Consider the following 25,175-nt stretch of genomic DNA (forward strand, 5'->3'; position numbering starts at 1 on the left):
CGCCTGACCCGGGTCACACGGCGAGCAGCACCTTGCCGATGACCTCGCCGTCGCGGACCCGGCGGTGTGCCTCCGCTGCCTCGGCGAGCGGGACCACCGAGTCGACGATCGGTCGGAGGCTGCCGTCGGCGACGAGCGGCCAGACGTGCTCGCGGACGGCGGCCACGATCGCGGCCTTCTCGTCGAGCGGCCGGGCTCGGAGCGTCGTCGCGCTGATGGTCGCGCGCTTCCGCATCATCGCGCCGAAGTCGAGTTCGCCCTTCTGCCCGCTGCCGGCGGCGATCACGGCGATGTGCCCGTTCGGGGCGAGCACCTCGAGGTGCTTCGCGAGGTAGTCCGCCCCGACGACGTCCAGCACGACGTCGACCCCGCGGCCGTCGGTGAAGTCGAGGGCGCGCTCGACGAAGTCCTCGGTGCGGTGGTCCACCACGAGATCGGCGCCGAGCTCCCTCGAAGCACGCACCTTCCGCTCCCCGCCGCTCGTCGCGATCACCCGGGCACCGAGCGCCTTCGCCCAGACGACCGCGTGCGATCCCATGCCGCCCGTGCCGCCGTGCACCAGCAGGGTCTGCCCGGGCCGGAGCCCCGCGAGCATCCCCACGTTCGAGTACACCGTGCACGCGGCCTCGGGCAGTCCCGCGGCCTCGACCAGGTCCACGCCGTCGGGCACCGGCAGCACCTGGGCCGCGGGCACGGCCACGAGGGTCGCGTAGCCGCCACCCGACAGCAGCGCGCACACCCGGTCACCCACCGCGAACCCGTCCACGCCGTCGCCGAGCGCGCGGACCGTCCCGGAGACCTCGAGGCCCAGCACATCGGACGCGCCGGGCGGCGGCGGGTAGTTGCCCGCCACCTGCTGCAGGTCGGCGTTGTTCACCCCGGCCGCTGCCACCTCGACGAGGACCTCGCCCGGCCCGGCGACCGGGTCCGGGTGCTCGTCGAGTCGGAGTCCGCCGTCGTGTGCCGTGATCGCCTGCATGCCCTCGACCGTACGCCCCGCGGCAGGGCAGACCGGCACGGCTCGTGGCACGGCAGGCCCGACGGACGCCGTGTACCGTCGGTGCCGATCCGCGCCGCTCCGTCGCGCGGGCACGACCAGGGGGGACGTCCATGTCCAGGAAGACCATCGCCGTCGCGACCGCGGCACTCGCCGTCGCACTGCTCGCCGGCTGCTCGAACGGGGGCTCCGGGAACGGCGGCGCCGAGGGCTCCGGTTCGTCGGCCTCCTCGGCCCCGAGCTCTGCGGCGCCGCAGGCCGCGTCCCAGAGCAAGGCCGAGGCGTGCAACGCGTTCCAGTCGAAGGTCGAGGACGCCGCGAAGGGCCTGCAGTCGCAGGTCACCGAGCTGCAGTCGGACCCGCAGGCAGCCGTCGCGAAGCTCGAGGAGTTCGACCAGTCGCTGTCCGACGGCGTCGACGCGGTGCAGAACGCCGACGTCAAGCCGAAGGCCGAGGCGTTCCGGTCGGCGTACACCGACATGCTGACGCAGATCAAGGCGATCACGGCGGACCCGCAGTCGGCGGACCTGTCGGCGTTCTCGGACACCACGCAGAAGGTCCAGGACGCGGGGACCGAGTTCCAGCAGGCCTGCACGTCCTGACCGCCGCAGCACGACGACGCCCCGTCCACCGATCGGTGGACGGGGCGTCGTCGTGCGGGTGCTCCGGCCCGTCAGGCCGCCGGTCGAGCAGCGTCGAGCCGGGCGACGTCCTCGTCGCGGAGCTTCACCGTCGCCGCGACGACCGAGTCCAGGATCGACTGCGGCCGCGACGCACCCGGGATCGGGATCACCACGTCGCTCTTCTGCAGCTCCCACGCCAGCGCCACGACCTGCGGCGACACGTCGCGCTCGCGGGCGATGACGGCGAAGTCCTCGTACGCGGTCCCCAGGTCGGCGGCCTTCGCGATGCCACCGAGGGGGCTCCACGGCAGGAACGCGATGCCGAGCTCGTCGCACAGCTCGAGCTCCGGCTCGCTCGACCGGAACGCCGGTGAGAACTGGTTCTGCACCGAGACGAGGCGGCCGCCCAGGACCTCGTTCGCCTCACGGATCTGGTCGGGGTCGGCGTTCGAGATGCCCGCCATGCGGATGACGCCCTCGTCGAGGAGCTCCGCGAGTGCCCCGATCGAGTCCGCGTAGGGCACCGACGGGTCCGGCCGGTGGAACTGGTACAGGCCGACGGCGTCGACACCGAGGCGCTTCGCCGAGGCCTTCGCGGCCTCCTTGAGGTACTCCGGTCGGCCGTCCTGCGCCCACGCGCCCGGTTCCGGCCGCAGGTGGCCGCCCTTCGTCGCGACGAGCACCGCGTCGGTGTCGCCGTGGAACTCGCGGATCGCCTTCGCGATGAGCTCCTCGTTGTGCCCGACCTCGTCCTTGGCCGCCTGGTGGTAGGCGTCCGCGGTGTCGATGAGGGTGACGCCCGCCTCGAGGGCGGCGTGGATGGTCGCGATCGCCTGTCGCTCGTCGGGCCGCCCCTCGATCGACATGGGCATCCCGCCCAGTCCGATCGCGCTGACCGACACGTCTCCGATGACTCGTTGCTTCATGCGCCCAGCTTGCGCCGGTCGACCGGGGCGACGCCCAGCGTGCGCGGACGGGACAGGCCGACGGGACCGCCGGACGGGAGGCCCGTGGCGGCCCCGCCACGCGCCTCCCGTCCGGCGGACGCCGCGCTAGGGGAGCTGCAGTGCGGTCACCTGGCCGGCCCCCGTCGCCGGGTCGGTCGCCTGCGCGAACACGACCCCGCCCCCGGTGACGACCACGATCGCCAGGACGAACCCGAGCGCGGCGATCCACCACGACGAACGACGACGCACCCAGGCGCCGACCGCGAGCACGACCGTCGCGACCCCGATGACGAAGGACCCGCCGACCGCGATCGCGGCGCCGCCGAGGAAGCGGCCCGGCGAGCACCCCGTGGCCGCGTCGCAGCCCGCGGTGGCCGAGACGACCGCGATGATCCCGACCACCAGGGTGAGGAGCGTCAGGAGGGCACCGGCTGCGAGCAGGAGGACGGTCGACACCCGGTCGGCGACCCGGCCCGCGGGGAACAGCGTCGTGCCGCCACGCGCCCACGCGGCGCGTTCGGTGCTGCCCGGGCCGGACTGGGACGGACCCGAGGGTGAGGACTGCGGCGGACCGCCGGACGGGTGCGACCAGGTCATGCGACCGGTCTACCGTGCCTCGACGCCGAACGCCCGGGCGAGCCGCTGGATCTTCTGCGCGCGGCCGAGTCGCGGGAGGTCGGAGCCGTCGCGGATGACCTGCCCGCGGGCGTCGAAGTCGTCGAGGAAGTCCTGCGCCCAGGCGACGTCGGTCGGCGTGGGGGAGATGACCTCGTTGATGACCGGCAGCTGCTCGGTGTCCAGGCAGAGCTTGCCGGTCAGGCCGAGCGACACCGCCACCTGGGACTGCTCGCGGAGGATCGCGTGCGCCGAGCCGACCGTCGGGCCGTCGATCGGACCCGGCAGGTCGCCCACGCGCGAGGCGACGACGAGCCGGGAGCGCGGGTAGGCCATGGCGAGCGTGTCGGCCGAGGTGCCGGTGTCGCGGCGGTAGTCACCCGAGCCGAAGGCCAGACGGAAGGCGCCCTGTGCCTTCGCGATCGACGTCGCCTCCTCGATGCCGAGCGCCGACTCGACCAGGGCGATCACCGGGGTGTGGCCGCCGAGCCGGTGCCACGTGTCGGTGACCTGCGCGGGCGACTCGGTCTTCGCGAGCATCACGCCCTGCAGGCCCGGGAGGCCACGGAGCTCCTCGACGTCGTCCGCCCAGAAGTCCGTCGTGACGTCGTTGATCCGGACCCAGGCCTCACCGCCGCCCGCGAGCCACGAGGCCACGGTCGTGCGGGCACCCGGCTTCGCGGCGGGGTCGACGGCGTCCTCGACGTCGAGGATGATCTGGTCGGCGCGCGACCGCTGTGCCCGCTCGAACCGGTCGGCGGCGGTGCCGGGCACGAGGAGCCACGACCGGGAGATCTCGGCGGGGACCGACCGACGCCGGTCCGGCCGGGCCGACGAGGGTGCGGGGGCGGACGGGGCGGTGCGGTCGTCGATGGCCATGCCACGTTGCTACCACACCGGCCCGTCGGACCCCGTACCGGGCCCGCACGGAAAGCCGGAAACGTCGGGTCATTGCCAGGGAGGCCGCCCGCTTCCGCCTACAGTGTCGGATGTGTGGCGAGACAGGGTGACCGACGGCGCGGACGACGCGGATGACGACGTCCCCGTCCAGGGTGCCGACGCGCCCGAGGACGGGCGCGAGCAGCGGGAGGGCGACCGGAGCGACGAGCCGGACCGCACCCTGCGGCCGGAACTGCAGCTCACGAGCCCGCAGGCGATCAGCCTGGGCGACCCGCGCCTCCAGGCCGGCAACGCCGCCGAGCCCACGTGGGACGCCTGGCGGACGCAGCTGACCGGTGTCGGCGGGACGAGCCCCCTCACGCACTTCAGCGACCACCCGCGTGCCCGGATCGAGCTGTCCACCACGCACCCCGGCGGACTCGCGCAGTTCATCACCGGCAAGACGACGCTGCTCTCGAGCCTGATCCGCGACGAGGTTGCGCTGCGCGCCGCGCGTGTCGCGGCCGCCCAGGTCGAGGCGAAGGGAACCGAGCTCGCGACCGTGCGCGGGATCGACGCCGTGAAGCTCGGCATCGGCATGGCCGACTGGCAGCACGGCGACGAGCACTTCCGCGGCCCGGTGCTGCTCCGCCCGCTCGCGATCCGTCGGCACGGCCGTGACTTCGAGGTGCGCCTGCTCGGCGAGCCGGTGCTCAACCCCGGGCTGGCCGACGCGCTGCACGAGCAGTACGGCGTCATCCTCGACGCCCAGTCCTTCGTCGCGCTCGCGCAGCAGGACGGTTCGTTCACCCCGAACCCCGTCATCGACCGGCTCCGCGGGCTGACCGCGCACATCCCCGGCTTCTCGGTGCACGCGCGCCTGGTCGTCTCGACCTTCGCCGAGGTCGCCAGCGGCATGGTCGAGGACACCGGCGACCTGTCCCACCCGGTGCTCGACGCGCTCGCCGGCAACCCGAGCGCGAAGTGGCAGGTCGAGCAGTCCTACCACCCGGTCGAGCAGACCCCGTCGGACGAGCGCAGCCCGGAGACCGACACGCTGCTGCTCGACGCCGACGACGAGCAGGAGAACGTGATCGCGCAGATCACGGCGGGCAACTCGATCGTCGTGAAGACCCTGCCGGGCACCGGCGGGACGCAGACGATCGTCAACGCGCTCGGCGGCCTCGTCGCGGCGAACAAGCGCGTCCTCGTCGTGAGCCCGCGGCGGGCGACCCTGCGGGGCATCGCCGCACGCTTCGCCGAGGTCCAGCTGCCGGGCGTCGCCGTCACGCCGGGCACCCTGCGCCGTGACGTCGTCCGGGGCATCGCGCGCAACGAGAAGGCCGCGCGTCCGAACCTCCGCGAGGTCGACGACGCCCTGGTCCGGCTCCGCAAGGTCCTCACCGACTACCGCGGCTCGCTGACCCGCGTCGACCCGGACTTCGGCGTCTCGGTGCTCGACTGCCTGGTCGAGCTGTCCCGGCTGTCGCTCCTGCCGGTGCCGCCGTCGACGACCGCCCGACTGTCGAAGCGGTCCGTGACGAGCATGGTCGAGGGCCGTTCGCGCGTCGCCGAGACCATGGTCAGCGCGGCCAACCTCGGCGAGTTCCGCTACGGCCCGGACGACTCGCCCTGGTACGGCGCCAAGTTCGGTTCGAGCGACGGCGCGCAGCGGGCGCACAAGACCGCGAAGGACCTCGACGCCGACGGCCTGCCGACGCTGCTGCGCCGTGCGCACGACCTCGTGGCGTCGACCCACATGCGGCAGTTCACGACGATCAACGAGCTCGGCATCTACCTCCGCCTGCTCACCGAGATCCGGGACACCCTCGACCGCTTCCTGCCCGTCGTCTTCGACCGGTCGGTCTCGGAGCTCGTCGCCGCGACGGCCCCTCGTGGCGAGGGCGCCCCGATGTCGTCGACGAACCGTCGTCGGCTGAAGAAGCTCGCGCGTGAGTACGTCCGACCGGGCGTGCACGTGTCCGACCTGCACGAGGCGCTGACCCGCGTGCAGCAGCAGCGCGTGCTCTGGCAGCGCTACGTCGCGGCCGGCGTGAACCCCGAGGTGCCCACGGGCATCGGGGACGTGCAGGTGCTCTTCTCGAACGTCGTGCAGGACCTCGCCCGACTCGACGAGCCCCTCGGCCGGACCGAGCGGGACCGCCAGCTCGCGAACCTGCCGATCGACGAGCTCGTCCCGACGGTCGCCCGCCTGGCCGAGGAGTCCGACGTCCTGCACAACCTGCAGGAGCGCACCGAGCTCATGCAGACCCTGCGCGACCTGCAGCTCGAGCCGCTCATCACCGACCTGGCACACCGCCACGTGCCGGACACCCAGGTGCCGGCCGAGCTCGAGCTCGCCTGGTGGCAGTCCGCGCTCGAGACGATGCTCGAGTCCGACCGGGCGCTGCTCGGCGGCAACACCGACATGCTCGACCGGGTCGAGGCCGACTTCCGGCTCGTCGACGACGCCCACGCGGCCGGGGTCTCCCAGGGCCTGGCGTGGCAGCTCGCCGAGAACTGGAAGGTCGGACTGGTCGACTGGCCGGACGAGGCGACGTCGCTGAAGACGCAGCTCAAGGAGGGCGCTATCACCTCGCGCCTGCTGCAGGACTCCGCGCCGCACCTGTCACGGTCGATCGCGCCGGTCTGGCTCGCCTCGCCGTACGAGGTCCCCGAGATCGCCGACACGATGCCGTTCGACACGGTGATCCTCGTCGACGCCGGTGCCGTCACCATCGCCGAGACCGTCGGCGCCGTCCGTCGCGCCCGCCAGACCGTCGTGTTCGGCGACCCGGTGACGCAGACCCCGTCGCCGTTCCGGATCGCGGTCGACCCCGACCACCGGGCGCTGCAGGTGGACGAGGGCACGCTCGACGCCCTGCACGCCGACTCCGCGCTCGCGAAGCTGTCGACGCTCCTGCCGACCCTGTCGCTCACGCGGTCGTACCGTGCCGGCGGCGAGGACCTCGCCGAGCTCGTCAACCGCCGCTTCTACGGCGGCCGCATCGAGTCGCTGCCGTGGGCCGGTTCGTTCCTCGGCCACGGCTCCATCGCGATCGACTACGTCAGCGACGGCAAGGCCGTGCCGGACCCCGAGTCCGGGGCGGTCGAGAGCGTCGACGCCGAGGTGGACCGCGTGGTCCGGCTCGTCACCGAGCACGCCCGCACCCGCCCGACCGAGTCGCTCATGGTGATCACGGCGTCGGCGAAGCACGCGGTGCGCGTCGAGCAGGCCGTCCTGACCGCGGCGCAGGGCCACAAGGACCTCACCGAGTTCGTCATCGGCGACCGCGCCGAGCCGTTCATCGTCGCGACGCTCGAGCAGTCCGTGGCACAGAGCCGCGACCGCGTCGTGTTCTCGATCGGGTACGGCCGGACCCCGCACGGCCGCGTGCTGCGCGACTTCGGTCCGCTCGGCAAGCCCGGTGGGGAGCGTCTGCTCGCCGTCGCGATGACCCGCGCGCGCCGGTCGATGGTCATCGTCACGTGCTTCCAGCCGTCGGACATCGAGGCCGAGCGGATGGGCCACGGCACCGTCGCGCTGGCCGAGATCCTCGCCGAGGTCCGCGCGCGCACCGCCGCCGAGTACGTGCCCGACGACTCCGACCCGCTGCTCGTCGACCTCGCCCGACGACTCGAGATGCGCGGCATCCCCGTCGCGCTCGGCCACCGGGGCAAGCTCGGCCTGGTGGCGGCGCACGGCGGCGTCTGCGTCACGATCGAGACCGACGCGTCGCTCGTCCGGGGTTCGCTCCGCGAGTCGCTGCGGCTCCGTCCCGAGGTGCTCCGCCGACTCGGGTGGCACTACGTGCGGGTGCACGCGTTCCAGCTGTTCTCCGACCCGGACCGCGTCGCGGACACCGTGGCGTCGGTGCTCGGCGTCGACCGCGGAGCGACCCAGGAGATCTCGATCCCTCCGATCCCCGCACGCCGATGACCCGGTCGGAGACGCATCCCCGCGTGCCCGCTCCGGGCACCGCTCGCCGGTGAGCGGGTCCCGGCGCGCGTCCCGCGCGGCCGGTCCGGTGACGGCGGGGACGGACCAGCTGGTGGGCTCGTGGACGCGGGCCGACGACGTGCCGGAGGTCGAGCCTCCCGTTCGTTCCGCAGATGACGGTGGCGGAACCGGCACCGACACGACCGACCGGCCGGGAGGCACGCCCCGCCGCACCAGGCGCGTCACCACCGCGCCGGTGCCGGGCTACGACCCGGCCGCGCCGCCGGAACCGGCCCGCCACCGCGACGGGGAGAACGACGCCCAGCTGCTGCGCGACGTGCCCCCACACTGGTGACGGGTAGCCTGGGGTCGATGACTGACACCGCGCGACGGCGACCCGACTGGCAGACGTGGCCGAACCTGATCACGCTGGTGCGCTTCCTGCTCATCCCGGTGTTCATCGGCTTCGTCGTGGCCGGACACCCCGGCTGGGCGCTCGTCACGCTCGTCGTCCTCGGTGTCAGCGACTGGGCGGACGGCTTCATCGCGCGTCGGTTCGACCAGGGCTCGAAGCTCGGGAAGGCGCTCGACCCGATCGCCGACCGCCTGGCGATCATCGCCATCGTGCTGTCGCTCGTGCTCGTCGGCCTGCTGCCGTGGCCGAGCGTCGCGATCATCGTCCTCGTGGACGCGGTGCTCGCGCTGCTGTCCGGCCTGTGGTTCCGCGGCGACCCGGACCTCGACGTCACGTGGACCGGCAAGGTCCGATCCGCGCTGCTCTTCGTCGGTCTGCCACTGCTGCTGTTCTCGTCGACGTCGTGGGCATCGCAGCACGACTGGATCCGGGTGCTCGCGCTCGTCTTCGTCTGGGCGGGCACGATCGGCCACGTCGTCGCCGGTGTGCAGTACGCCCGGGCCCTCGCCGCGAAGCACCGCGCGACGGCCCGCACCGCCTGACGCGGACGCGCGCGGCGCGGGCGTCCGGCCCGCGCCGTCCGGCCCGCGCCGTCCTGCCCCGTCGAACCAGGAAACCGACGTCGAACCGACCCCGGAGGCTGGTTCGACGTCGGTTCCGTGGTTCGGGACGCCCGCGGCTAGAGCTTCGTCGAGCCGCTGATCCCCGGTCCCTCGGGAGCGGTCGACGGGGCGACGTGCGCACCGCCGCCCGACGCCACCGCGTCGCCGTTCTGCGTGCGGAGCAGGTCGCGGATCTCGAGCAGCACCTCGACGTCGGTCGGCGGGACGTCCTGCGGCGTCTGCTGCTCGTCGTTCTTCACCCGCTCGAAGGCGAGCTTCTTGAGCCGGTTGACCGGGACGACCAGGGCGAAGTACACCACCGCCGCGACGATGACGAAGTTCAGGACCGCGCCGATGATCGCGCCGAACAGGATGTCCGCCGAGTCCCCGGAGACGGTGGGGATCGACACGACGAGTGCCTTGTCCAGGCTCGACGCGTTGAAGACCGCGCCGATCAGGGGGTTGATGAGCGAGTTCACGATCGCGGTGACGATCGCGGTGAACGCCGCACCGATGACGACCGCGACGGCCAGGTCGATGACGTTCCCGCGGAGCAGGAACTCCTTGAAGCCCTTCACGTGAGCCTCCTTCCGTGTCGAGGAGACCCCACCGTACCGACGGAGACGAGCCCTCGTCAGGAGGCGCTGGGCGCGGCCGGCTTCGACTCGGTCTTCTTCGGCTCCGCCTTCGCCGGCGTGCTCGACGACGGCGAGGACGACGAGGACGACCCCGACGACCCCTCGGCCTTCGGCGTCGACCGCGAGTCGGTGCGGTAGAAGCCGCCGCCGTTGAAGGTGACGCCGACCGGCGAGAACACCTTGCGCAGCGCACCGCCGCAGACGGGGCACTCGGTCAGGGTGGCGTCGGAGAACGACTGCTTGACGTCGAAGGCGTTGTCGCACTCGGTGCAGCGGTACGAGTAGGTGGGCACCCTAGCTCCGGAAGGTGATGATGCGCGACGGCGTGATGATGCCGTCGACGGGTTCGTCGTGGGCCTCGCGCGGGACCTCGTCGAGGTACTCCGCGTCGAAGATCACAGCATAGACGGGCGGCCGGTTCGCCATCGACCCGAGGGTCTTGTCGTAGTAGCCGCGGCCCCAGCCCATCCGGCATCCGTCGTGCCCGACCGCCGCCGCCGGGGTGAGGATCGCGTCGACGTCCCCGAGCGCGAGCGGGGAGAGCACCTCGCCGACGACCTCGGGCATGCCGTGCAGGCCCTCGTGTTCGGAGACCCCGTCGTCGACTGCCCAGTCCAGCAGGCCGTCCTCGCGGGTGATCGGGAGCAGCACCCGGACGCCGTGCTCCTGCGCCCAGCGCAGGAAGGGTCGGACGTCCGGCTCGTCGGGCGCCGACAGGTAGAGCGCGAGCGAGCGCAGCTGCCGTTCCTCCACGAAGCGCTGCAGCGTCGACGTCAGGGCGGTCGTGTCGGTGTCGCGCTCCGTCGTGGTCCGGGTGCGCCGCCGCTGCCGGAGCTCGGCTCGCAGGGCGCGCTTCTCGTTCCCGAGGTCGGCGGTCATGGCGGGGAGTCTACCGAGCGCGGGTTTGCGGCTTCCCGCCGTGGGGCGCGGGATGCCGTGTCCTCCGAAGTGCCCATGCCGGGACCCAGTGGGCGTCCGGTACGTTCGCTGACATGGGCTTCCAGATTTCGAAGGCGGTGATCCCGGCCGCAGGCCTGGGCACGCGCTTCCTCCCCGCGACCAAGGCGATGCCGAAGGAGATGCTCCCGGTCGTCGACAAGCCGGCGATCCAGTACGTGGTCGAGGAGGCCGTGGGCGCCGGGCTGACCGACGTGCTCATGATCACCGGGCGCAACAAGAACGCGCTCGAGAACCACTTCGACCACGTGGCCGAGCTCGAGGAGACCCTCAAGAAGAAGGGCGACCACGAGAAGCTGCAGAAGGTCAACCAGTCGACCGACCTCGCCGACATGCACTACGTCCGTCAGGGCGACCCGCTCGGCCTCGGCCACGCCGTGCTCCGCGCGAAGATGCACGTCGGCCGCGAGCCGTTCGCCGTGCTGCTCGGCGACGACATCATCGACGCCCGCGACCCGCTGCTCAAGCGCATGATCGAGGTCCAGGGCGAGAAGAACGCCACGGTCGTCGCCCTGCTCGAGGTCCCCGAGTCGCAGACCCACATGTACGGCATCGCCACGGTCGAGGAGACCGACACCGACGACGTCGTGAAGATCACCGGCCTGGTCGAGAAGCCCCCGCAGGGCGAAGCCCCCTCGAACCTGGCCATCATCGGTCGCTACGTCATCCGCCCCGAGGTCTTCGACGTCCTCGAGAAGCAGGAGCCGGGCAAGGGTGGCGAGATCCAGCTCACCGACGCGCTCATGAAGATGGCGGGCGCCGAGGAGTGGACCGGCGGCGTGTACGGCGTCGTGTTCCGTGGACGCCGGTACGACACCGGTGACAAGCTGGACTACATCAAGGCGATCGTGCAGCTCGCCTCGGACCGCGACGACCTCGGCCCCGACCTCAAGGCCTGGCTGAAGGACTTCAACGCGGGAGAGTAGCCACCCCGTCACGAACGGGTCCGGGGTCCGCCCCGGGCCCGTTCGTGCGTCCACCCGGTCGAGCGCCGGGCACCGGAGGAACCACAGCGATGACGACGATCCCGACCCTGTCCCACGGGCGGGTCACGATCCGGCCCCTCCGGCTCCGCGACACCCGTGACCTCGACGTCGCCCTCGCCACGAATCGCTCGTGGCTGCGGACGTGGGAGGCCACCAACCCCTCCGGACACGTCTCCACCGACGTCCGCGGCAGCATCCGGGCACTGCAGGCCAACGCCCGCGCCGGGCTCGGTCTGCCGTTCGCGATGGAGCTCGACGGTCGCTTCGTCGGCCAGCTCAACGTGTCCGGCATCACCTACGGCTCGCTCGCCAGTGCGTCCATCGGCTACTGGGTCGTCGAGGGGGCGGCCGGGCACAACGTCACGCCGATCGCGGTCGCGATGGCGGTCGACCACTGCTTCCGGGTCGTCGGCATCCACCGCATCGAGATCTGCATCCGTCCGGAGAACGCGCCGAGCCTGCGGGTCGTCGAGAAGCTCGGCTTCCGGTTCGAGGGCCTGCGCCGCCGGTACATCCACATCAACGGCGACTGGCGCGACCACTTCTGCTTCGCCCTCGTCGCGGAGGAGGTGCGCGAGGGCGTCCTCGACCGCTGGGTCGCCGGTCGCGTCCCGCACGGGGCGGGCAGCGTCCCGGCCTCCGCCCGTGAGGAGGCGGCGACCCCGCTCGACACCCGACCGCGCATCTGACGGTCGTCCCGTCGTCCTGTCACGTCGGCCTGGAGGCGCGACCCGCGTCCCACGGATTCGGTCGCGACTCGCGCAACACGCGTCCGGCAATGGGCGGTCCGGGGAACGCGCACCCCTACCGTGTCCCCATGGCAGGTATCGGCTCCTGGGGCGGCGGCATCGTCCTGCTCATCGCGGCCGTGCTCTGGGTCGTCTACCTCATGCCGTCGTGGGCGGCTCGTCGGCAGTACCTCGCCACCGAGCGGAACGCGATCCGGCTGCAGCAGACGCTGCGCATCCTCGCGCAGACCGCCGAGCTCCCCGACGAGGTCCGGGTCGAGATGAACGCGAAGTCCCTGGCCGAGGCGCAGCGCGTCGCCCGGTCGGAGGAGGCGAAGCGGGCCGCGATCGTCCGAGCGCACGAGGCCGCGCGGCAGCGTGAGATCACCCGGCGCCTCGCGGAGCAGCAGCCCCAGCTCGAGCGGGTGTCGTCCGTCCCCGCACTCACGGCCATGCGGATGCGTCGCTCCCGGCTCGGTGCGACCCTCTTCGGCACGCTCGGCGTCCTCGTCGCGGCGGTCGTCTTCGTCGCGGCCCCGGGCGCCTGGCTCGTCGGTGTCGCCGGGCTCGTCGCCGCCGGTGGGTCCGCGGCGGTCCTGGCGCAGCTGCACCAGGTCGCCCAGGCGCGGAAGGCGCGTGCCGCGGCGGGCGCTGCGGCGGTGACCCGTGCCTCCCGGCCGTCGACCGCGTGGACGGACCCGGCACCGCCGCTGTCCACCGAGCAGCCCGCCGAGCCGACGCGCGACCGGAGCTGGACGCCGGCCAGCGTGCCGAAGCCCCTGTACGTCGAGCGCCCCGCGGCGCCCGCGCCGTCGCCGGAGTCGTCCGCCGAGCTCGCTGCCCGGCTGCGCGAGCGCGTGGCCGAGGCGAAGGCCGAGGCCGAGGCCGAGGCAGCTGCCATCCGGGCGGGGGAGACCGACCCGACGCTCGCGCGGGTGTCCCGGATGCGGTCCGACGTCGAGGAGGCCGCCGCGTCGCTCTCCGCCCACGACCAGGGCCGTCTGGCGGAGCGACTCGGGCTCCGTGCCCCGGCCGGGGAGGCGGCGCCGTCCCGCCCCGCCGGATCGCCTGCCGCCGGATCGCCTACCGCCGAGCCCGTCGCCGCCGAGCCCGAGCAGCCGGCGACGCCGAGCCGCTGGGCCGGCATGGGGGTCATCGACGACGAGGCGTACCGGCAGACCGACCTCGACGCCGTCATGCGTCGGCGCCGCGCGGTCTGACACCGTCCGCGCGCGGCGCGCCCGGACGTTGCGGGCCGATTTCGGTTCGCGCTCCCGGTGGTGCTAGTGTGGTCGAGCACTTGGGGCTATGGCGCAGTTGGTAGCGCGTCTCGTTCGCAATGAGAAGGTCAGGGGTTCGAATCCCCTTAGCTCCACCAAGCAGCAGCGAAGGGCCACCCGATCGGGTGGCCCTTCGTCGTTCTCCCGTCCTGCGGCCCGGACACTGTGTCGCACGGTCCACAGCCGGGTCCCGGGGCTGTTGCCGCGCGGCCGCGCCACCTAGACTGCCGACCGTCCGCACCGGGCGCGGGACCAGCGCCGGGTCTCACCAGGGGGAGTCATCATCCGTACCAGCCGCTTGTTCACGGCCGTCGCGACCGTCGTCGTCGCCGCCGCAGCGCTCGCGTTCGCGGGTCCGACCTCGACCGCCTCCGCAGCGGTGAGCCCGACCGGAGTGGACGTCTCCTGGCCGCAGTGCGGCAGCCGGGTGCCGACCGGACAGGCGTTCGCGATCGTCGGGGTCAACGGGTCGCTCGGGAACACCACGAACCCGTGCCTCGACGAGCAGCTCGCCTGGGCAGCATCGTCGGTCGGGGGTTCCACGCAGCCGAAGACGCAGCTCTACGTGCTGTTCGCCAACCCCGGGCTGCAGGCGTCCGTGTGGCCGAAGTCGAACTCGTACCAGGGCACGACGCCCACCAACCGCTTCGGGAACTGTGGCACGAAGGGCGGCAAGCCGCAGCTCACCCTCGCGTGCTCGTTCATGTACGGGTACGCGCGCGGCTACGACGACGTCACGATCCGGGGCATCGATCGCCCGGCGGCGTACCGGTGGTGGATCGACGTCGAGGAAGGCCTGTCGCACCAGTCCGCGACCTCGCAGAACCGGGCAGCGCTCGAGGGCATGATCGCCGGGCTGAAGGCGGGCGGCGTCCGGACGATCGGGATCTACTCCACGCCGTCCCAGTGGAAGACGATCGCCGGGTCGGTCGGCAAGGACAGCATCCTGTACGGCCGGTCGAACTGGATCGCGCTCGGCAGGAGCACCATCACGAAGGCCCGCCAGGCGTGCTCGAGCATGCCGCTGTCCGGCGGGAAGATCGCGATGGTGCAGATCGAGGCGGCCTACGGCTCGGGGACGATCGACCGCGACGTCTCCTGCACCTGACGCTCAGCTCGGCACGCTGTCCGTCAGGACGCCGGCCTGCGCGAGCGACGTGTGGATCGCGTTCGCGGCCTGCTCGAACGCCCGGTTGCCGCGGGCCACGCCGAGCGCGCCGCCCTTGACCGCGGACCGGCCCGAGCCGCGGAGCAGTCGTGCGACGGTCCGGCCGTCGGGCGCGACCATCAGCTGCACGTCGAGCCGGGTGTGGAACGTCCGGTCGTTCAGGAGCCCGCCGACGAGCAGGGTGAGGCCCAGGCTGCCGCGGGTGCCCAGCAGCGCGCCCTGGTCGCCGTCGGTGATCGTGTAGCCCTCGCGGACGAGGGCGTCACGGACGATCGTGCGGGTGGACTCGGGGTCGGCGGCGACGAAGAAGTCGTGGCTCTCGGGCATGTGCGGGTCGATCCTTCCGGTGGATGGTGTGCTGCCAGCGATCCTGCCGTACCGTCGCCTACCCTGGTCGGGTCATGACTGCCTCGTTCACGCGCCGTTCCCTGCTGTCGCTCGCCGGCGTCGCCGGCATCGGGGTCGCCGTCGCGGCCTGCTCCCGCGCCGACGATGCGTCGTCGGGCGCGACCACCCGCGCCGGCGACGGGCCGAGCGGCGCGTCGCCCGGGTCGTCGTCCTCCGGCTCGTCGAGCGCCCGCCCCGCGGCGACCGCGGTCGAGCCGGCGCAGGTGCCGCTCGCCGGTGGTGTCACGGTGACGGTCACGGGGACCGGCCTCGCCGCGGTGCAGGGGGTCACGGTCGGCGGGGTCGCGGCGCGGGACGTGCAGGCCTCGGCGACGACCGTGACCTTCACGGCGCCGCACCAGGCGATGTACACGGCGGGGTCGGCGGACGTCGCGCTCTTCAACTCGGCGATCGAGCCGAGCCCGTCGGCGAACCGGTCGTCGGACGGCAACGGCAGTGCCGCCAACGACGGGCAGGCCGGCGCCACCCAGGACCAGACCACCGCGACGCCGACCCCGACGGCCGCGCCGGTCCCGGACGCCTCGACCGCGGTCGCGACGACCTCGGTGGCCTACGCGGCACTGACGGACGTCGACCGGCAGCTCGAGTACGCGATGCGGTACTGGGCGGACTACAACCTCGCCGAGTACGGCACGATGAACCCGATCGGCGGGGACTGCGCGAACTACGTCAGCCAGACGCTGATCGCCCGTGGGTGGGAACAGCGCGACGATTGGTACAGCCGGTCCGGCGGCGCGCAGCACAGCGCCACGTGGACGTACTGCCCGGCGATGGACCCGTGGATGACGGCGAACGCGGCGACCTTCGGGTTGACGCGACGCTCCCTCGACGAGCGCAGCAAGGTCAAGGTCGGCGACATCGTGTTCTACGACTGGAACGACAACCGATCGCCCGACCACGTGACGATCGTGTCCGAGGTGTTCACGGAGCCCGACGGCACGATCCGCATCAAGTCGGCGAGCCACAACCAGGACGGGCCCTACCGCGACCTGGACGAGATGATCACCGTGCAGCACCCCGGCGGCACGGCCTGGTTCCACACGTTCGACGCGTAGCGGCGTCACGGCGCGGTCACCCGCCCTGCCGCCCCGTCGGTGCCTGCCGGCGCCGGTCCCGCGGGCCGATCGCGTTGCGCCGGCGCCGGTCCCACGGGCCGATCGCATTGCGCCGGCGCCGGTTGTGCGCACAACCGGGAGCACCTCGCGCCACGTGATCACGTGGCGCGAGGTGCTCGCCGTTGTGCGGCGGCACCCGACACCGCGTCCCGACGGGCCGCCGCGACGCGACGCCGCGCCCCGGCCGCCGCGCCCCGCCGCGCCCCGCCGCGCCGACGCTCAGGGGTACCCGAGGAACCAGAGCAGCACGATCGCGACGGGCTGCAGGCACACGCCGACGACCAGCCACACGGTCGTCCGTCGCCGCGTTCCCGTGCACACGTCGGCCCCGAGCAGCGGTGCCGTCGGCATCAGCAGCCGCGGCAGGCTCTGCTGCGGCAGGAACACGGCCACCAGGTACAGCGCGTACGCCGCGGTGAACGACACGACGTCGACGCCGAGCGCCCGCACGCCCGGTCGGGTCCAGGACCACACCGCCCCGGCGAGGACCACGACCACGAGCACGACGCCGAGCGGGCCGAGCCACGTGGAGGCCATCGTGAACCACGGCGTGAGCGGCGCGAAGTGCTGCCGGCCGACGAACCCGACCCACCACGACAGCTCGGTCGCGAGGTACGCGTCCGGCCGTCCGGTCGCCGCCGTCGCCACGACGGGCCACGCCAGCCCCGCCGCCGCGACCCCGAGCCCCGCGAGGACGATCGCCACGGCATCCCGCACCGGCAGCGCCCGGCGCTCCCGGACGACCCGCACGACCAGGTGCACCGCGAGGGCCACCGCGAGCGCGAGCACCCCCGGCTTCGTGAACGCCGCGACGAGCCCGAGCGGCAGCACGAGCCAGTACCGCCGGCGCACCAGGGCGAGCAGTGCGCCGAAGAGCAGCAGCAGGAACGTGCTCTCGGCGTACGCCACCTGCAGCAGGAACCCGGTCGGTGCGAACGCGAAGAGCACCGTCGCCCGGGTCGCCCGCCGGTCGTCGGTCACCGCGCGCACGAGACGCCAGAGCACGATGCACGTGCCGGCGCCCGCGAGCGTGGCGACGAGCACGCCTGCGGCCCAGAAGGACCCGCCGACGAGCGGCTGGACGAACCGTGCGAGCGCCGGGAACACCGGCAGGAAGGCCCACGGGTTCGGCAGCACGTGACCCGCCGCGTCGGTGGGCAGCGTCGTCGGGTAGCCGTGCTCGGCGATGGTCCGGTAGAACGACGCGTCCCACGACCCGAGGAACGCCGTGAACGTCCCCTCGCGTCGGACCGACGCGAACCGCCACCCGTGCGCGGTGGCGAGCAGCCAGACCGTGAGCAGCAGGACGGTGCTGACCACGCGGGAAGCCAGCCACACGACGAGCGGAGCGGTCCACCCGCCGTGCCGTCCCTCCAGGCCGACCGTGAGCAGACGACGGACGCGGGACGGCAGCCCCGGCCGGGAGGCACGGGTCGTCTCCGCCAGGTCGGTCACCGCCCGAGTCTCCCATCTCCGCAGCCGCCGCCTGCTGTCCGGTCACCGCACCTCCAGGATCCGTCCGGGCGACGGGCGTTGTATCGGGCACGTTCCCTGGAAACCACCAACAGGAGGAAGCATGCCCTTCGTCACCGTCGGCGCCGAGAACGGCCACGACATCGAGCTCCACTACGACGACCTCGGCTCGGGCGACCCGGTCGTCCTGATCCACGGCTGGCCGCTGTCCGGCCGCTCGTGGGAGGGCCAGGTCCCGGCACTCGTCGAGGCCGGTCACCGGGTCATCGCCTACGACCGCCGCGGGTTCGGGCAGTCGTCGCAGCCGTGGGGCGGCTACGACTACGACACGTTCGCCGCGGACCTCGACAAGCTCATCACCGAGCTCGACCTGACGAACGTCACCCTCATCGGGTTCTCGATGGGCGGCGGCGAGCTCGCGCGCTACGTCTCGACCTACGGCACCGCGAAGATCAAGAAGCTCGTCTTCGCCAGCGCGGTGCCGCCGTACCTGTGGAAGTCGGACGACAACGCGGACGGCGCGGTCGACCAAGACCTCGCCGACTGGTTCGCGAAGGGCATCACGGGCGACCGTCCGGCGTTCCTGCACCAGTTCGTCGACATGTTCTACACGCCGGGCGGCGAGCCGGGTCTGCTCAAGAAGCCGCTCGTCAGCGAGGACCAGCGTGCCTACGACCTGGCGATCGCCGAGCTCGCCTCGCCGAAGGGCACGCTCGACTGCACCGCGGCGTTCGCGACGACGGACTTCCGCGACGACCTGACGAAGGTGGACGTCCCGACGCTCGTCATCCACGGCGACTCGGACGGGATCGTGCCGTTCGAGGCGTCCGGTCAGCGCACCGCGGCGGCCATCCCGAACGCGCAGACGCACGTCATCGAGGGTGGCCCGCACGGTGTGCTCGCCTCGCACAAGGACGAGTGGAACGAGGCGGTCCTGCGCTTCCTGGCGTCCTGACCTCCCCGCTCCGCAAGACGCAACGTGGGCGGTTCCTCGCAGCGGTGTACCGCTGCGCGGGGTCGCCCACGTTGCGTTCCGCGGGTCGCCGGGTGCCGACCGCGGCCTCAGCGCCCGGTGACCGCGGCGCGGATGCGCTCGATCGGGACCTTCGGGGTGCGGTCGGCGTTCAGTAGGCCGTTCGTCTCCTGCATCGTGTCCGTCAGCTGCGTCCAGCACGACCCGGCCAGGAACGAACTCGCCCGGACCCCGTCGTAGAGCGCCGTGATCCGCGCCACCCAGTCGTCGCCGTCGACGGCCGAGGTGTAGCCCCACCCGTCCTCGCGCTTCGCCCCGGGCTGGAAGTCCACGCCGCCGAACTCCGTCAGCATGACCGGCTGCCCCTGGTCCGTCGCGCCGCCCACCAGGATCCGACGATCAGCGGGCCCGCGCCCACCGAGCAGTGCCGTCCGTGCGGCGTCGTCGGTGTAGGTCGCGGCGAGCCGGGGGCCGTCGCCCTCGTAGTCGTGCACGGTGACGATGTCGGAGTTCGTGTGCTCCCAGCCGTCGTTCGAGACCACCGGCCGGGTGGGGTCGAGCGCCCGGGTGACGTCGGCGAGTGATCGGGCGTAGGCCTGCTGCGCCGGGTCCGTCGCGATGTGCTGCACGCCCCAGCTCTCGTTCGCCGGCACCCAGGTGACGATCGACGGGTGCGAGGCGTCGCGTTCGACGGCGTCCATCCACTCCCGCACGAGCCGCTGCACGGCGAGCGGGGAGAACGCGTACGCGCCGGGTGCCTCACCCCAGACGAGCAGCCCCAGCCGGTCCGCCCAGTACAGGAACCGCGGGTCCTCGATCTTCTGGTGGTTCCGCGCGGCGGTGAAGCCGAGCTCCTTGATGAGCTCGACCTCGCGGCGCAGGGCCTGCCGTGACGGTGCTGCGAGGTGCGACTCCGGCCAGTAGCCCTGGTTGAGGACACTGCGGACGTCGTAGGCGCGGCCGTTCAGCAGGAAGGCGCCGCCGTCGATGCCCACGGTGCGGACGCCGAAGTACGACGACACGGCGTCCAGGGGCACGCTGCCCTCGGCCGGCAGCAGCGTGACGACCGCATCGACCAGGCGCGGGGCCTCGGGGGACCACACCAGCTCGTCCTCGGCCTGACCGTTCTGCTGCCGGGCAACGGGCACGACGACCTCGACCTCGTGCGCGGTCACGGGCACGACCGTCTCGACGGTCGCCAGGTCCTCGTCGCCCCCGGACCAGTGCGCCGCGACGCGGACCCGCGCGCCGGCGGGGCGCTCCCCGGCGAGCCGGACGGTCAGCCGCACCGTCGCGTGGTCGACGTTCGTCCAGCGCAGGGCCCCGATCGACGCGGTCGGCACGGCCTCGAGCCAGACGGTCTGCCAGATCCCGGTCGTGCGGCGGTACCAGATGGCGTGCGGGTGCTCGTGCCAGTCCTGCTTGCCGCGCGGCTGGGTGACGTCGTGGGGGTCGTCCTCGGCGCGGACGACCAGGGTGTGCGTCGCGTCCGGCTCGGTGCCGAGCGCCTCGGTCACGTCGAGCGTGAAGGGGGTGTGTCCGCCCTCGTGCTCGCCGATGAACTGCCCGTCGACCCAGACCCGCGCGCGGTGGTCGACGGCGCCGAAGTGCAGCAGGAGCCGGGGTGCCGCGTCGCCGTACCCGGCGGCGTCGAGCTCGGCGCGCGTGATCGTCCGGGCGTACCAGACGACGGGGTGGAACCCCGGCTCGTCGATGCCCGACGCCGGCGACTCGGGTGGGAACGGCACCGTGATGTCCCGGGCGTCCGGGAACCCGGAGCGCCAGGTCGGGTCGTCGCCCGTGTTCCGGAACGACCACGTCCCGTCGAGGTCGGCCCACGCGCCGCGCAGCATCTGCGGTCGGGGGTACGAGCCGTCCTGGTCGGAGGCGCGAGGGAGCGTGTGCGATGGGGCGGCGACGGTGCCGTCGAGCGAGGTCATGCACCCATGCTGGCCGCTCCGTACATCGTTGTAAAGCGGCGCGTGCCAACCGGTGCGGGCCAACCGGTGCGCCACGACTCGGGGCGCGCCCCGGGACCGGCGCGTACCGTTCGCTGCATGAGCGCCGAGGCACCCGAGCACGTCGACGACCGCACGCTGGAGGGCTGGATCGCACGCCAGCGCTGGTACGCCGCGAAGGGTGGGACCCCGGCGCTGCACACCATCGCCGAGACCGACGGCACGCGGTTGGTCCTCGACGACGCCGCGACCGGGCCCGTCCTCTACCAGGTGCCGGTCGTCGCGGGCCCCGGCGGAGGAGCCGTCGACCCGGTCGACGCCACCACCGACACCGACTGGGTGCAGCAGCTCGCGGCGCGCATCGACGCCGACCCCTCGAGCCTCCGGCCGATCGGCGAGGTCACCGCGTCCCGGGTGCTGTCCGGCGAGCAGTCGAACACCTCGGTCATCTGCGACACCGCGTCCGGTGACCGGGTCATCACCAAGGTCTTCCGGGTGCTCCACCACGGTGACAACCCCGACGTCACCACGCAGCTCGCACTCTCCGCCGCGGGCAGCTCCCGCGTGCCGACCGTGTACGGCGCCCAGCAGGCGAGCTGGCCCGACCCCGGCCGTCCCGACGGCACGGCCACCGGACACCTCGCGTTCGCCCAGGAGTTCCTGCCCGGCCTCGAGGACGCCTGGCGCGTGGCCCTCCGCGACGCCAGGACCGGCACCCCGTGGGACGAGCAGGCCGCCGCGCTCGGCGAGGCGCTCGCCGAGGTGCACCGCACGCTCGCCACCGCCCTGCCGACCGAGCCCGCCGACGATGCACGACGGGACGCTGCGGCAGCGACGATGCGCGGCCGGCTCGACGCCGCCGTGCGCGAGGCCCCGACCGTCGAGCCGCACGTCGACGCGATCCGTGCCGTGTACGACCGTGCCGCCGCGTCGCACTGGCCGGACCTGCAGCGCATCCACGGTGACCTGCACCTCGGGCAGGTGCTCGCCGCGCCCGAGCCCCGCGGGTGGGTGTTCCTCGACTTCGAGGGCGAGCCGCTCCGCCCGCTCGCCGAGCGGTCGCTGCCCGACTCGACGCTCCGCGACGTCGCCGGGATGCTCCGGTCCTTCGACTACGTCGCCGGCGCGCTCGCGCACGACGCCGAGTTCGTCGACGCGGGTGCCTGGGCGCAGGCGGCACGGCAGGCGTTCCTCGACGGGTACCGCCGGGGGACCGGTGACGACCTGACCGACCACCGCGCACTGCTCGACGCGTTCGAGCTCGACAAGGCCGTGTACGAGGTGGTCTACGAGACGCGGAACCGGCCCGACTGGGCCGGCATCCCGCTGGCTGCGGTCGCGCGGCTGGCGGCGGACGGCGCGGCCTGATCCTCCGACCCCCGGCGTGACCCGCTGACGGACGGGAGGCGCGGTGCCGGCCGACACCGCGCCTCCCGTCCGTCACGTGGTGACGACGACCGTCGTCGTCAGTTGACGGGGCCCGTGTACTTCTCGCCCGGCCCCTTGCCCGGCGCGTCCGGGATGCTCGACGCCTCGCGGAACGCGAGCTGGACCGAGCGCAGTCCGTCGCGGAGCGGACGGGCGTGGTGGTCGCCGATCTCGGTGGCCGCCGCCGTCACGAGCCCGGCGAGGGCCGTGATGAGCTTCCGCGCCTCGTCGAGGTCGGTCTGCTCCTGCGGGTCGTCGGCGAGCCCCACCTTCACGGCGGCTGCGCTGAGCAGGTGCACGGCGACGGTGTTGATGAGCTCGACCGCGGGCACCTCGGCGATGTCGCGGGCCTCGCCGCCGGCTGCGGTCTCGTCCTGCGTGACCTGCGGTGTGTCGTTCTCGGGGGTGTCGGGCACGGTGCTCCTCTGCTAGACTCATCGGCGGCAGATGCTGCCCGTGTGCCCAGATCGTCTCCACAGGAGTCGGACCGAGCCCCGGACGGCGTCGTAGAAGAGGAGTCTCTCCCACCCGCGGCCGTGCACCACAGGCTACCGGGTCCCAACCGCTCCGTCGGGTCAGCAGTGCGATCGTCAGACCGCACCGCGTCCCGGCAGGCCAGCCCCGCGGGGCCGGTGTCGGGCGGCTGCCGAACGGGTTCCGATCCGTGCGTCAGATCTCCTCTCTCGTGCCGTCGTCCAGCGCAGCAGCGCCGGACGGCCACCACTTGATTGAAGGAGCTCCGCATCACCGATCCCCGCACCAACGACCGAATCCGCGTTCCCGAGGTCCGACTCGTCGGCCCCCAGGGTGAGCAGGTCGGCGTTGTCCCGATCGCCATGGCTCTGCGTCTCGCGCAGGAAGCCGAACTGGATCTGGTCGAGGTCGCCCCGAACTCGAAGCCGCCCGTGGCCAAGATCATGGACTACGGCAAGTTCAAGTACGAGGCAGCGCAGAAGGCCAAGGAAGCGCGCCGCAACCAGGTGAACACCGACCTCAAGGAGGTCCGGTTCCGCCTGAAGATCGACGTGCACGACTACGAGACCAAGCGCAAGCGCGCCGAGGGCTTCCTCCTCGGCGGCGACAAGGTGAAGGCGATGATCCTCTTCCGTGGGCGCGAGCAGTCGCGTCCGGAGCAGGGTGTCCGTCTCCTCCAGAAGTTCGCCGAGGAGATCGCCGAGTTCGGCGTCGTCGAGTCGCGTCCGACCCAGGACGGCCGCAACATGACGATGATCATCGCCCCCCTCAAGAACAAGTCCGACGTCAAGGGCGAGCAGAACGCGAAGCGTGCTGCGCAGAAGGCCGAGCGTCGTGCGTCGGAGCACGCGGCGAAGGGCAAGGAGGCCGACGAGGCCACCGAGTCCGCGCCGGCCGAGGCTCCCGCCGAATAGGTCCTCCCCGGACCACCCCGCGACGACGCGGCTCCCCACCCACCCCACGGAAAGGCACCACGATGCCCAAGCAGAAGACCCACTCCGGGTCGAAGAAGCGCTTCAAGGTCACCGGCAGCGGCAAGATCATGAAGCAGCAGGCCGGTATGCGTCACAACCTCGAGGTCAAGAGCGCCAAGCGCAAGGCCCGCCTCAACGAGGACCAGGTCCTCGCGAAGGCCGACGCCAAGAACGTCAAGAAGCTTCTCGGCCACTGAGCCGGCGGAACGTAAAGGAACAGATCAATGGCACGTGTCAAGAGAGCGGTCAACGCCGCCAAGAAGCGTCGCGTCATCCTCGAGCGCGCCGAGGGCTACCGCGGCCAGCGTTCGCGCCTGTACCGCAAGGCGAAGGAGCAGGTCACCCACTCCCTCGTCTACGCGTACCGTGACCGTCACGCGAAGAAGGGCGAGTTCCGTCGCCTGTGGATCCAGCGCATCAACGCCGCGTCGCGTGCGAACGGCCTGACCTACAACCGCCTCATCCAGGGCCTCTCCCTGGCCGGCGTCGAGGTCGACCGTCGCATCCTCGCGGACCTCGCGGTGAACAACCCCGAGACGTTCGCGGCGCTCGTCGAGACCGCCAAGAAGGCCCTGCCGGCCGACACCTCGGCCCCCAAGGCCGCGTAGTCACGCCAGCTCCCGAAGCCCCCGTTCCGTCCACGGAGCGGGGGCTTCGTGCATGCTGCGACACTTGACGCGTGAGCGATCTCCTCGAGAACCCGAAGTCCGGACGCGTCAAGGCCGTCGCGGCACTCGCCAAGAAGGACGTCCGTGCCGACACCGGACTCTTCCTGCTCGAGGGCCCGCAGGCCGTGCGCGAGGCGATCGAGTACCGCCCGGAGCTGCTCCGCGAGCTCTACGTGACGCCGACCGCCGCCGCACGGTACGGGCTCGACGACGCACCGGTCGACACGTGGTTCGTCACCGAGCAGGTGCTCGACACGATGGCGGACACCGTCACGCCGCAGGGGGTCGTCGCGGTGTGCCAGCAGTTCCCGACGTCGGTGAAGGACGTCTTCCCGGACGCCGGACCCGGCCTGGAGGCGCAGGGCGCGTCCGCCACGGACGGCACGCTGCCCGGGCTGGTCGCGATCCTCGAGCAGGTCCGGGACCCGGGGAACGCCGGCACGATCATCCGCGCCGCCGACGCGGCGGGCGCTGACGCGGTCGTGCTGACCGGTCGTTCGGTCGACCCCTACAACCCGAAGGTGGTGCGGTCCACCACGGGCTCGCTGTTCCACGTGCCGGTCTCGGTGGGCGTGACGCTCGCCGACGCCGTCACACGCGCGAAGGCCCTCGGGTACACGGTCCTCGCGGCCGACGTCTCCGGCGACGACCTGCCGGACGTCCGCGCCGACGGCATGCTCGACGGGCCGACCGCGTGGGTCTTCGGCAACGAGGCCCGGGGGCTCACGGCGGAGGACCTGGCGCTCGTCGACCGGGCCGTGAAGGTCCCGATCTACGGTCGGGCCGAGTCGATGAACCTGGCGACGGCCGCGTCGGTCTGCCTGTACGAGTCGGCGTTCGCGCAGCGGGTGGCGTCCTCCTCCACAGCGCGCTGACCCGTCCTGCTCCTCCACCGTCCGTCCAGTGCAGGACGGCGGTATCCCGGGGGC

25 protein-coding genes and 1 tRNA gene are annotated in these 25,175 nt (G+C 72.6%); 15 read left to right on the forward strand and 11 right to left on the reverse strand.

Going from position 1 to position 25,175, the window contains the following annotated elements; all coding sequences use genetic code 11:
- Window positions 1-13: 13 nt before the first annotated feature.
- Window positions 14-979 (reverse strand): NAD(P)H-quinone oxidoreductase, encoded by a 966-nt coding sequence (locus tag ACIQFY_RS15000; RefSeq protein WP_400340756.1) that lies wholly within the window; start codon window positions 977-979, stop codon window positions 14-16.
- A gap of 131 nt (window positions 980-1,110) precedes the next feature.
- On the opposite strand from ACIQFY_RS15000, the gene ACIQFY_RS15005 reads away from it, so the two are divergent.
- Window positions 1,111-1,599: a hypothetical protein gene (locus tag ACIQFY_RS15005; RefSeq protein ID WP_271826082.1), complete on the forward strand. Its 489-nt coding sequence runs from the start codon at window positions 1,111-1,113 to the stop codon at window positions 1,597-1,599.
- Window positions 1,600-1,670: 71 nt separating this feature from the next.
- On the opposite strand, the gene ACIQFY_RS15010 is transcribed toward ACIQFY_RS15005, so the two are convergent.
- The 3 genes from ACIQFY_RS15010 to ACIQFY_RS15020 form a co-directional block, all read right to left on the reverse strand.
- Window positions 1,671-2,546 (reverse strand): aldo/keto reductase, encoded by an 876-nt coding sequence (locus ACIQFY_RS15010; RefSeq protein WP_066656468.1) that lies wholly within the window; start codon window positions 2,544-2,546, stop codon window positions 1,671-1,673.
- Between the two features lie 126 nt (window positions 2,547-2,672).
- Window positions 2,673-3,164, reverse strand: coding sequence for a DUF6264 family protein (locus ACIQFY_RS15015; RefSeq protein ID WP_066656466.1), 492 nt, complete (start codon window positions 3,162-3,164; stop codon window positions 2,673-2,675).
- Between the two features lie 9 nt (window positions 3,165-3,173).
- Window positions 3,174-4,061 (reverse strand): CoA ester lyase, encoded by an 888-nt coding sequence (locus ACIQFY_RS15020; protein WP_200884115.1) that lies wholly within the window; start codon window positions 4,059-4,061, stop codon window positions 3,174-3,176.
- 112 nt (window positions 4,062-4,173) lie between these two features.
- Between ACIQFY_RS15020 and ACIQFY_RS15025 the strand changes: the two genes are divergently transcribed.
- Window positions 4,174-8,001 (forward strand): ATP-binding protein, encoded by a 3,828-nt coding sequence (locus ACIQFY_RS15025; RefSeq protein ID WP_081985099.1) that lies wholly within the window; start codon window positions 4,174-4,176, stop codon window positions 7,999-8,001.
- A 372-nt stretch (window positions 8,002-8,373) separates the two neighbouring features.
- The gene (locus ACIQFY_RS15030; RefSeq protein WP_251155752.1) at window positions 8,374-8,958 is read left to right on the forward strand and encodes a CDP-alcohol phosphatidyltransferase family protein; all 585 of its coding nucleotides are present in this window, start codon (window positions 8,374-8,376) and stop codon (window positions 8,956-8,958) included.
- A 137-nt stretch (window positions 8,959-9,095) separates the two neighbouring features.
- Here the strand turns inward: ACIQFY_RS15030 and mscL are convergent, their stop codons facing one another.
- The 3 genes from mscL to ACIQFY_RS15045 are packed head-to-tail and all read right to left on the reverse strand — an operon-like array spanning window position 9,096 to window position 10,535.
- Complete coding sequence (gene mscL / locus ACIQFY_RS15035) at window positions 9,096-9,596, reverse strand: large conductance mechanosensitive channel protein MscL (protein ID WP_066656454.1); 501 nt, start codon at window positions 9,594-9,596, stop codon at window positions 9,096-9,098.
- Window positions 9,597-9,652: 56 nt separating this feature from the next.
- On the reverse strand, window positions 9,653-9,949 hold the full coding sequence (locus ACIQFY_RS15040; RefSeq protein WP_251155753.1) for an FmdB family zinc ribbon protein: 297 nt from the start codon (window positions 9,947-9,949) through the stop codon (window positions 9,653-9,655).
- 1 nt (window position 9,950) lies between these two features.
- Entirely contained in the window at window positions 9,951-10,535 is a 585-nt protein-coding gene (locus ACIQFY_RS15045; protein WP_066656450.1) for a 5-formyltetrahydrofolate cyclo-ligase, read from the reverse strand.
- A gap of 113 nt (window positions 10,536-10,648) precedes the next feature.
- On the opposite strand from ACIQFY_RS15045, the gene galU reads away from it, so the two are divergent.
- From galU to ACIQFY_RS15070, 5 genes are all read left to right on the forward strand, one after another.
- Window positions 10,649-11,539: a UTP--glucose-1-phosphate uridylyltransferase GalU gene (galU, locus tag ACIQFY_RS15050; protein WP_066656448.1), complete on the forward strand. Its 891-nt coding sequence runs from the start codon at window positions 10,649-10,651 to the stop codon at window positions 11,537-11,539.
- Window positions 11,540-11,628: 89 nt separating this feature from the next.
- Entirely contained in the window at window positions 11,629-12,288 is a 660-nt protein-coding gene (locus ACIQFY_RS15055; protein WP_066656446.1) for a GNAT family N-acetyltransferase, read from the forward strand.
- Between the two features lie 128 nt (window positions 12,289-12,416).
- Window positions 12,417-13,547, forward strand: coding sequence for a hypothetical protein (locus ACIQFY_RS15060; protein ID WP_400340759.1), 1,131 nt, complete (start codon window positions 12,417-12,419; stop codon window positions 13,545-13,547).
- Window positions 13,548-13,629: 82 nt separating this feature from the next.
- Window positions 13,630-13,705, forward strand: a tRNA-Ala gene (locus tag ACIQFY_RS15065).
- Between the two features lie 200 nt (window positions 13,706-13,905).
- Window positions 13,906-14,715, forward strand: coding sequence for a hypothetical protein (locus ACIQFY_RS15070; RefSeq protein ID WP_400340761.1), 810 nt, complete (start codon window positions 13,906-13,908; stop codon window positions 14,713-14,715).
- Between the two features lie 3 nt (window positions 14,716-14,718).
- On the opposite strand, the gene ACIQFY_RS15075 is transcribed toward ACIQFY_RS15070, so the two are convergent.
- Complete coding sequence (locus tag ACIQFY_RS15075) at window positions 14,719-15,102, reverse strand: hypothetical protein (protein WP_326497148.1); 384 nt, start codon at window positions 15,100-15,102, stop codon at window positions 14,719-14,721.
- A 74-nt stretch (window positions 15,103-15,176) separates the two neighbouring features.
- On the opposite strand from ACIQFY_RS15075, the gene ACIQFY_RS15080 reads away from it, so the two are divergent.
- On the forward strand, window positions 15,177-16,238 hold the full coding sequence (locus ACIQFY_RS15080; protein WP_326497149.1) for an amidase domain-containing protein: 1,062 nt from the start codon (window positions 15,177-15,179) through the stop codon (window positions 16,236-16,238).
- 279 nt (window positions 16,239-16,517) lie between these two features.
- On the opposite strand, the gene ACIQFY_RS15085 is transcribed toward ACIQFY_RS15080, so the two are convergent.
- Window positions 16,518-17,753: a hypothetical protein gene (locus tag ACIQFY_RS15085; protein WP_400340763.1), complete on the reverse strand. Its 1,236-nt coding sequence runs from the start codon at window positions 17,751-17,753 to the stop codon at window positions 16,518-16,520.
- Window positions 17,754-17,874: 121 nt separating this feature from the next.
- On the opposite strand from ACIQFY_RS15085, the gene ACIQFY_RS15090 reads away from it, so the two are divergent.
- Entirely contained in the window at window positions 17,875-18,726 is an 852-nt protein-coding gene (locus ACIQFY_RS15090) for an alpha/beta fold hydrolase (protein WP_400340764.1), read from the forward strand.
- A 107-nt stretch (window positions 18,727-18,833) separates the two neighbouring features.
- On the opposite strand, the gene ACIQFY_RS15095 is transcribed toward ACIQFY_RS15090, so the two are convergent.
- Window positions 18,834-20,684, reverse strand: coding sequence for a glycoside hydrolase family 2 protein (locus ACIQFY_RS15095; protein WP_400340766.1), 1,851 nt, complete (start codon window positions 20,682-20,684; stop codon window positions 18,834-18,836).
- A gap of 117 nt (window positions 20,685-20,801) precedes the next feature.
- Here ACIQFY_RS15095 and ACIQFY_RS15100 point away from each other — a divergent pair, with 117 nt between their 5' ends.
- Complete coding sequence (locus ACIQFY_RS15100) at window positions 20,802-22,070, forward strand: phosphotransferase (protein ID WP_400340768.1); 1,269 nt, start codon at window positions 20,802-20,804, stop codon at window positions 22,068-22,070.
- Between the two features lie 98 nt (window positions 22,071-22,168).
- Here ACIQFY_RS15100 and ACIQFY_RS15105 read toward each other — a convergent pair whose 3' ends face one another.
- Window positions 22,169-22,471, reverse strand: a complete 303-nt coding sequence (locus ACIQFY_RS15105) for a DUF1844 domain-containing protein (RefSeq protein WP_066658711.1) — start codon at window positions 22,469-22,471, stop codon at window positions 22,169-22,171.
- Window positions 22,472-22,858: 387 nt separating this feature from the next.
- Between ACIQFY_RS15105 and infC the strand changes: the two genes are divergently transcribed.
- The 4 genes from infC (at window position 22,859) to ACIQFY_RS15125 (ending at window position 25,121) form a co-directional block, all read left to right on the forward strand.
- Complete coding sequence (gene infC, locus ACIQFY_RS15110; protein ID WP_081985092.1) at window positions 22,859-23,518, forward strand: translation initiation factor IF-3; 660 nt, start codon at window positions 22,859-22,861, stop codon at window positions 23,516-23,518.
- Between the two features lie 62 nt (window positions 23,519-23,580).
- Complete coding sequence (gene rpmI, locus ACIQFY_RS15115) at window positions 23,581-23,775, forward strand: 50S ribosomal protein L35 (protein ID WP_022903519.1); 195 nt, start codon at window positions 23,581-23,583, stop codon at window positions 23,773-23,775.
- A gap of 27 nt (window positions 23,776-23,802) precedes the next feature.
- Complete coding sequence (rplT, locus tag ACIQFY_RS15120) at window positions 23,803-24,186, forward strand: 50S ribosomal protein L20 (RefSeq protein ID WP_066656427.1); 384 nt, start codon at window positions 23,803-23,805, stop codon at window positions 24,184-24,186.
- 71 nt (window positions 24,187-24,257) lie between these two features.
- Complete coding sequence (locus ACIQFY_RS15125; protein ID WP_251155760.1) at window positions 24,258-25,121, forward strand: RNA methyltransferase; 864 nt, start codon at window positions 24,258-24,260, stop codon at window positions 25,119-25,121.
- Window positions 25,122-25,175 lie beyond the last annotated feature (54 nt).

Origin of the sequence: Curtobacterium sp. NPDC092190, assembly GCF_044755625.1 — a bacterium.
Lineage (GTDB): Bacteria > Actinomycetota > Actinomycetes > Actinomycetales > Microbacteriaceae > Curtobacterium.

What these genes read in the sequence shown, in the direction of transcription:
- ACIQFY_RS15000 (WP_400340756.1), bottom strand. Translation starts at nt 979, where the DNA reads ATGCAGGCGATCACGGCACACGACGGCGGACTCCGACTCGACGAGCAC.
- ACIQFY_RS15005 (WP_271826082.1), top strand. Translation starts at nt 1,111, where the DNA reads ATGTCCAGGAAGACCATCGCCGTCGCGACCGCGGCACTCGCCGTCGCA.
- ACIQFY_RS15010 (WP_066656468.1), bottom strand. Translation starts at nt 2,546, where the DNA reads ATGAAGCAACGAGTCATCGGAGACGTGTCGGTCAGCGCGATCGGACTG.
- ACIQFY_RS15015 (WP_066656466.1), bottom strand. Translation starts at nt 3,164, where the DNA reads ATGACCTGGTCGCACCCGTCCGGCGGTCCGCCGCAGTCCTCACCCTCG.
- ACIQFY_RS15020 (WP_200884115.1), bottom strand. Translation starts at nt 4,061, where the DNA reads ATGGCCATCGACGACCGCACCGCCCCGTCCGCCCCCGCACCCTCGTCG.
- ACIQFY_RS15030 (WP_251155752.1), top strand. Translation starts at nt 8,374, where the DNA reads ATGACTGACACCGCGCGACGGCGACCCGACTGGCAGACGTGGCCGAAC.
- ACIQFY_RS15045 (WP_066656450.1), bottom strand. Translation starts at nt 10,535, where the DNA reads ATGACCGCCGACCTCGGGAACGAGAAGCGCGCCCTGCGAGCCGAGCTC.
- galU (WP_066656448.1), top strand. Translation starts at nt 10,649, where the DNA reads ATGGGCTTCCAGATTTCGAAGGCGGTGATCCCGGCCGCAGGCCTGGGC.
- ACIQFY_RS15055 (WP_066656446.1), top strand. Translation starts at nt 11,629, where the DNA reads ATGACGACGATCCCGACCCTGTCCCACGGGCGGGTCACGATCCGGCCC.
- ACIQFY_RS15060 (WP_400340759.1), top strand. Translation starts at nt 12,417, where the DNA reads ATGGCAGGTATCGGCTCCTGGGGCGGCGGCATCGTCCTGCTCATCGCG.
- ACIQFY_RS15075 (WP_326497148.1), bottom strand. Translation starts at nt 15,102, where the DNA reads ATGCCCGAGAGCCACGACTTCTTCGTCGCCGCCGACCCCGAGTCCACC.
- ACIQFY_RS15080 (WP_326497149.1), top strand. Translation starts at nt 15,177, where the DNA reads ATGACTGCCTCGTTCACGCGCCGTTCCCTGCTGTCGCTCGCCGGCGTC.
- ACIQFY_RS15090 (WP_400340764.1), top strand. Translation starts at nt 17,875, where the DNA reads ATGCCCTTCGTCACCGTCGGCGCCGAGAACGGCCACGACATCGAGCTC.
- ACIQFY_RS15095 (WP_400340766.1), bottom strand. Translation starts at nt 20,684, where the DNA reads ATGACCTCGCTCGACGGCACCGTCGCCGCCCCATCGCACACGCTCCCT.
- ACIQFY_RS15100 (WP_400340768.1), top strand. Translation starts at nt 20,802, where the DNA reads ATGAGCGCCGAGGCACCCGAGCACGTCGACGACCGCACGCTGGAGGGC.
- rpmI (WP_022903519.1), top strand. Translation starts at nt 23,581, where the DNA reads ATGCCCAAGCAGAAGACCCACTCCGGGTCGAAGAAGCGCTTCAAGGTC.
- rplT (WP_066656427.1), top strand. Translation starts at nt 23,803, where the DNA reads ATGGCACGTGTCAAGAGAGCGGTCAACGCCGCCAAGAAGCGTCGCGTC.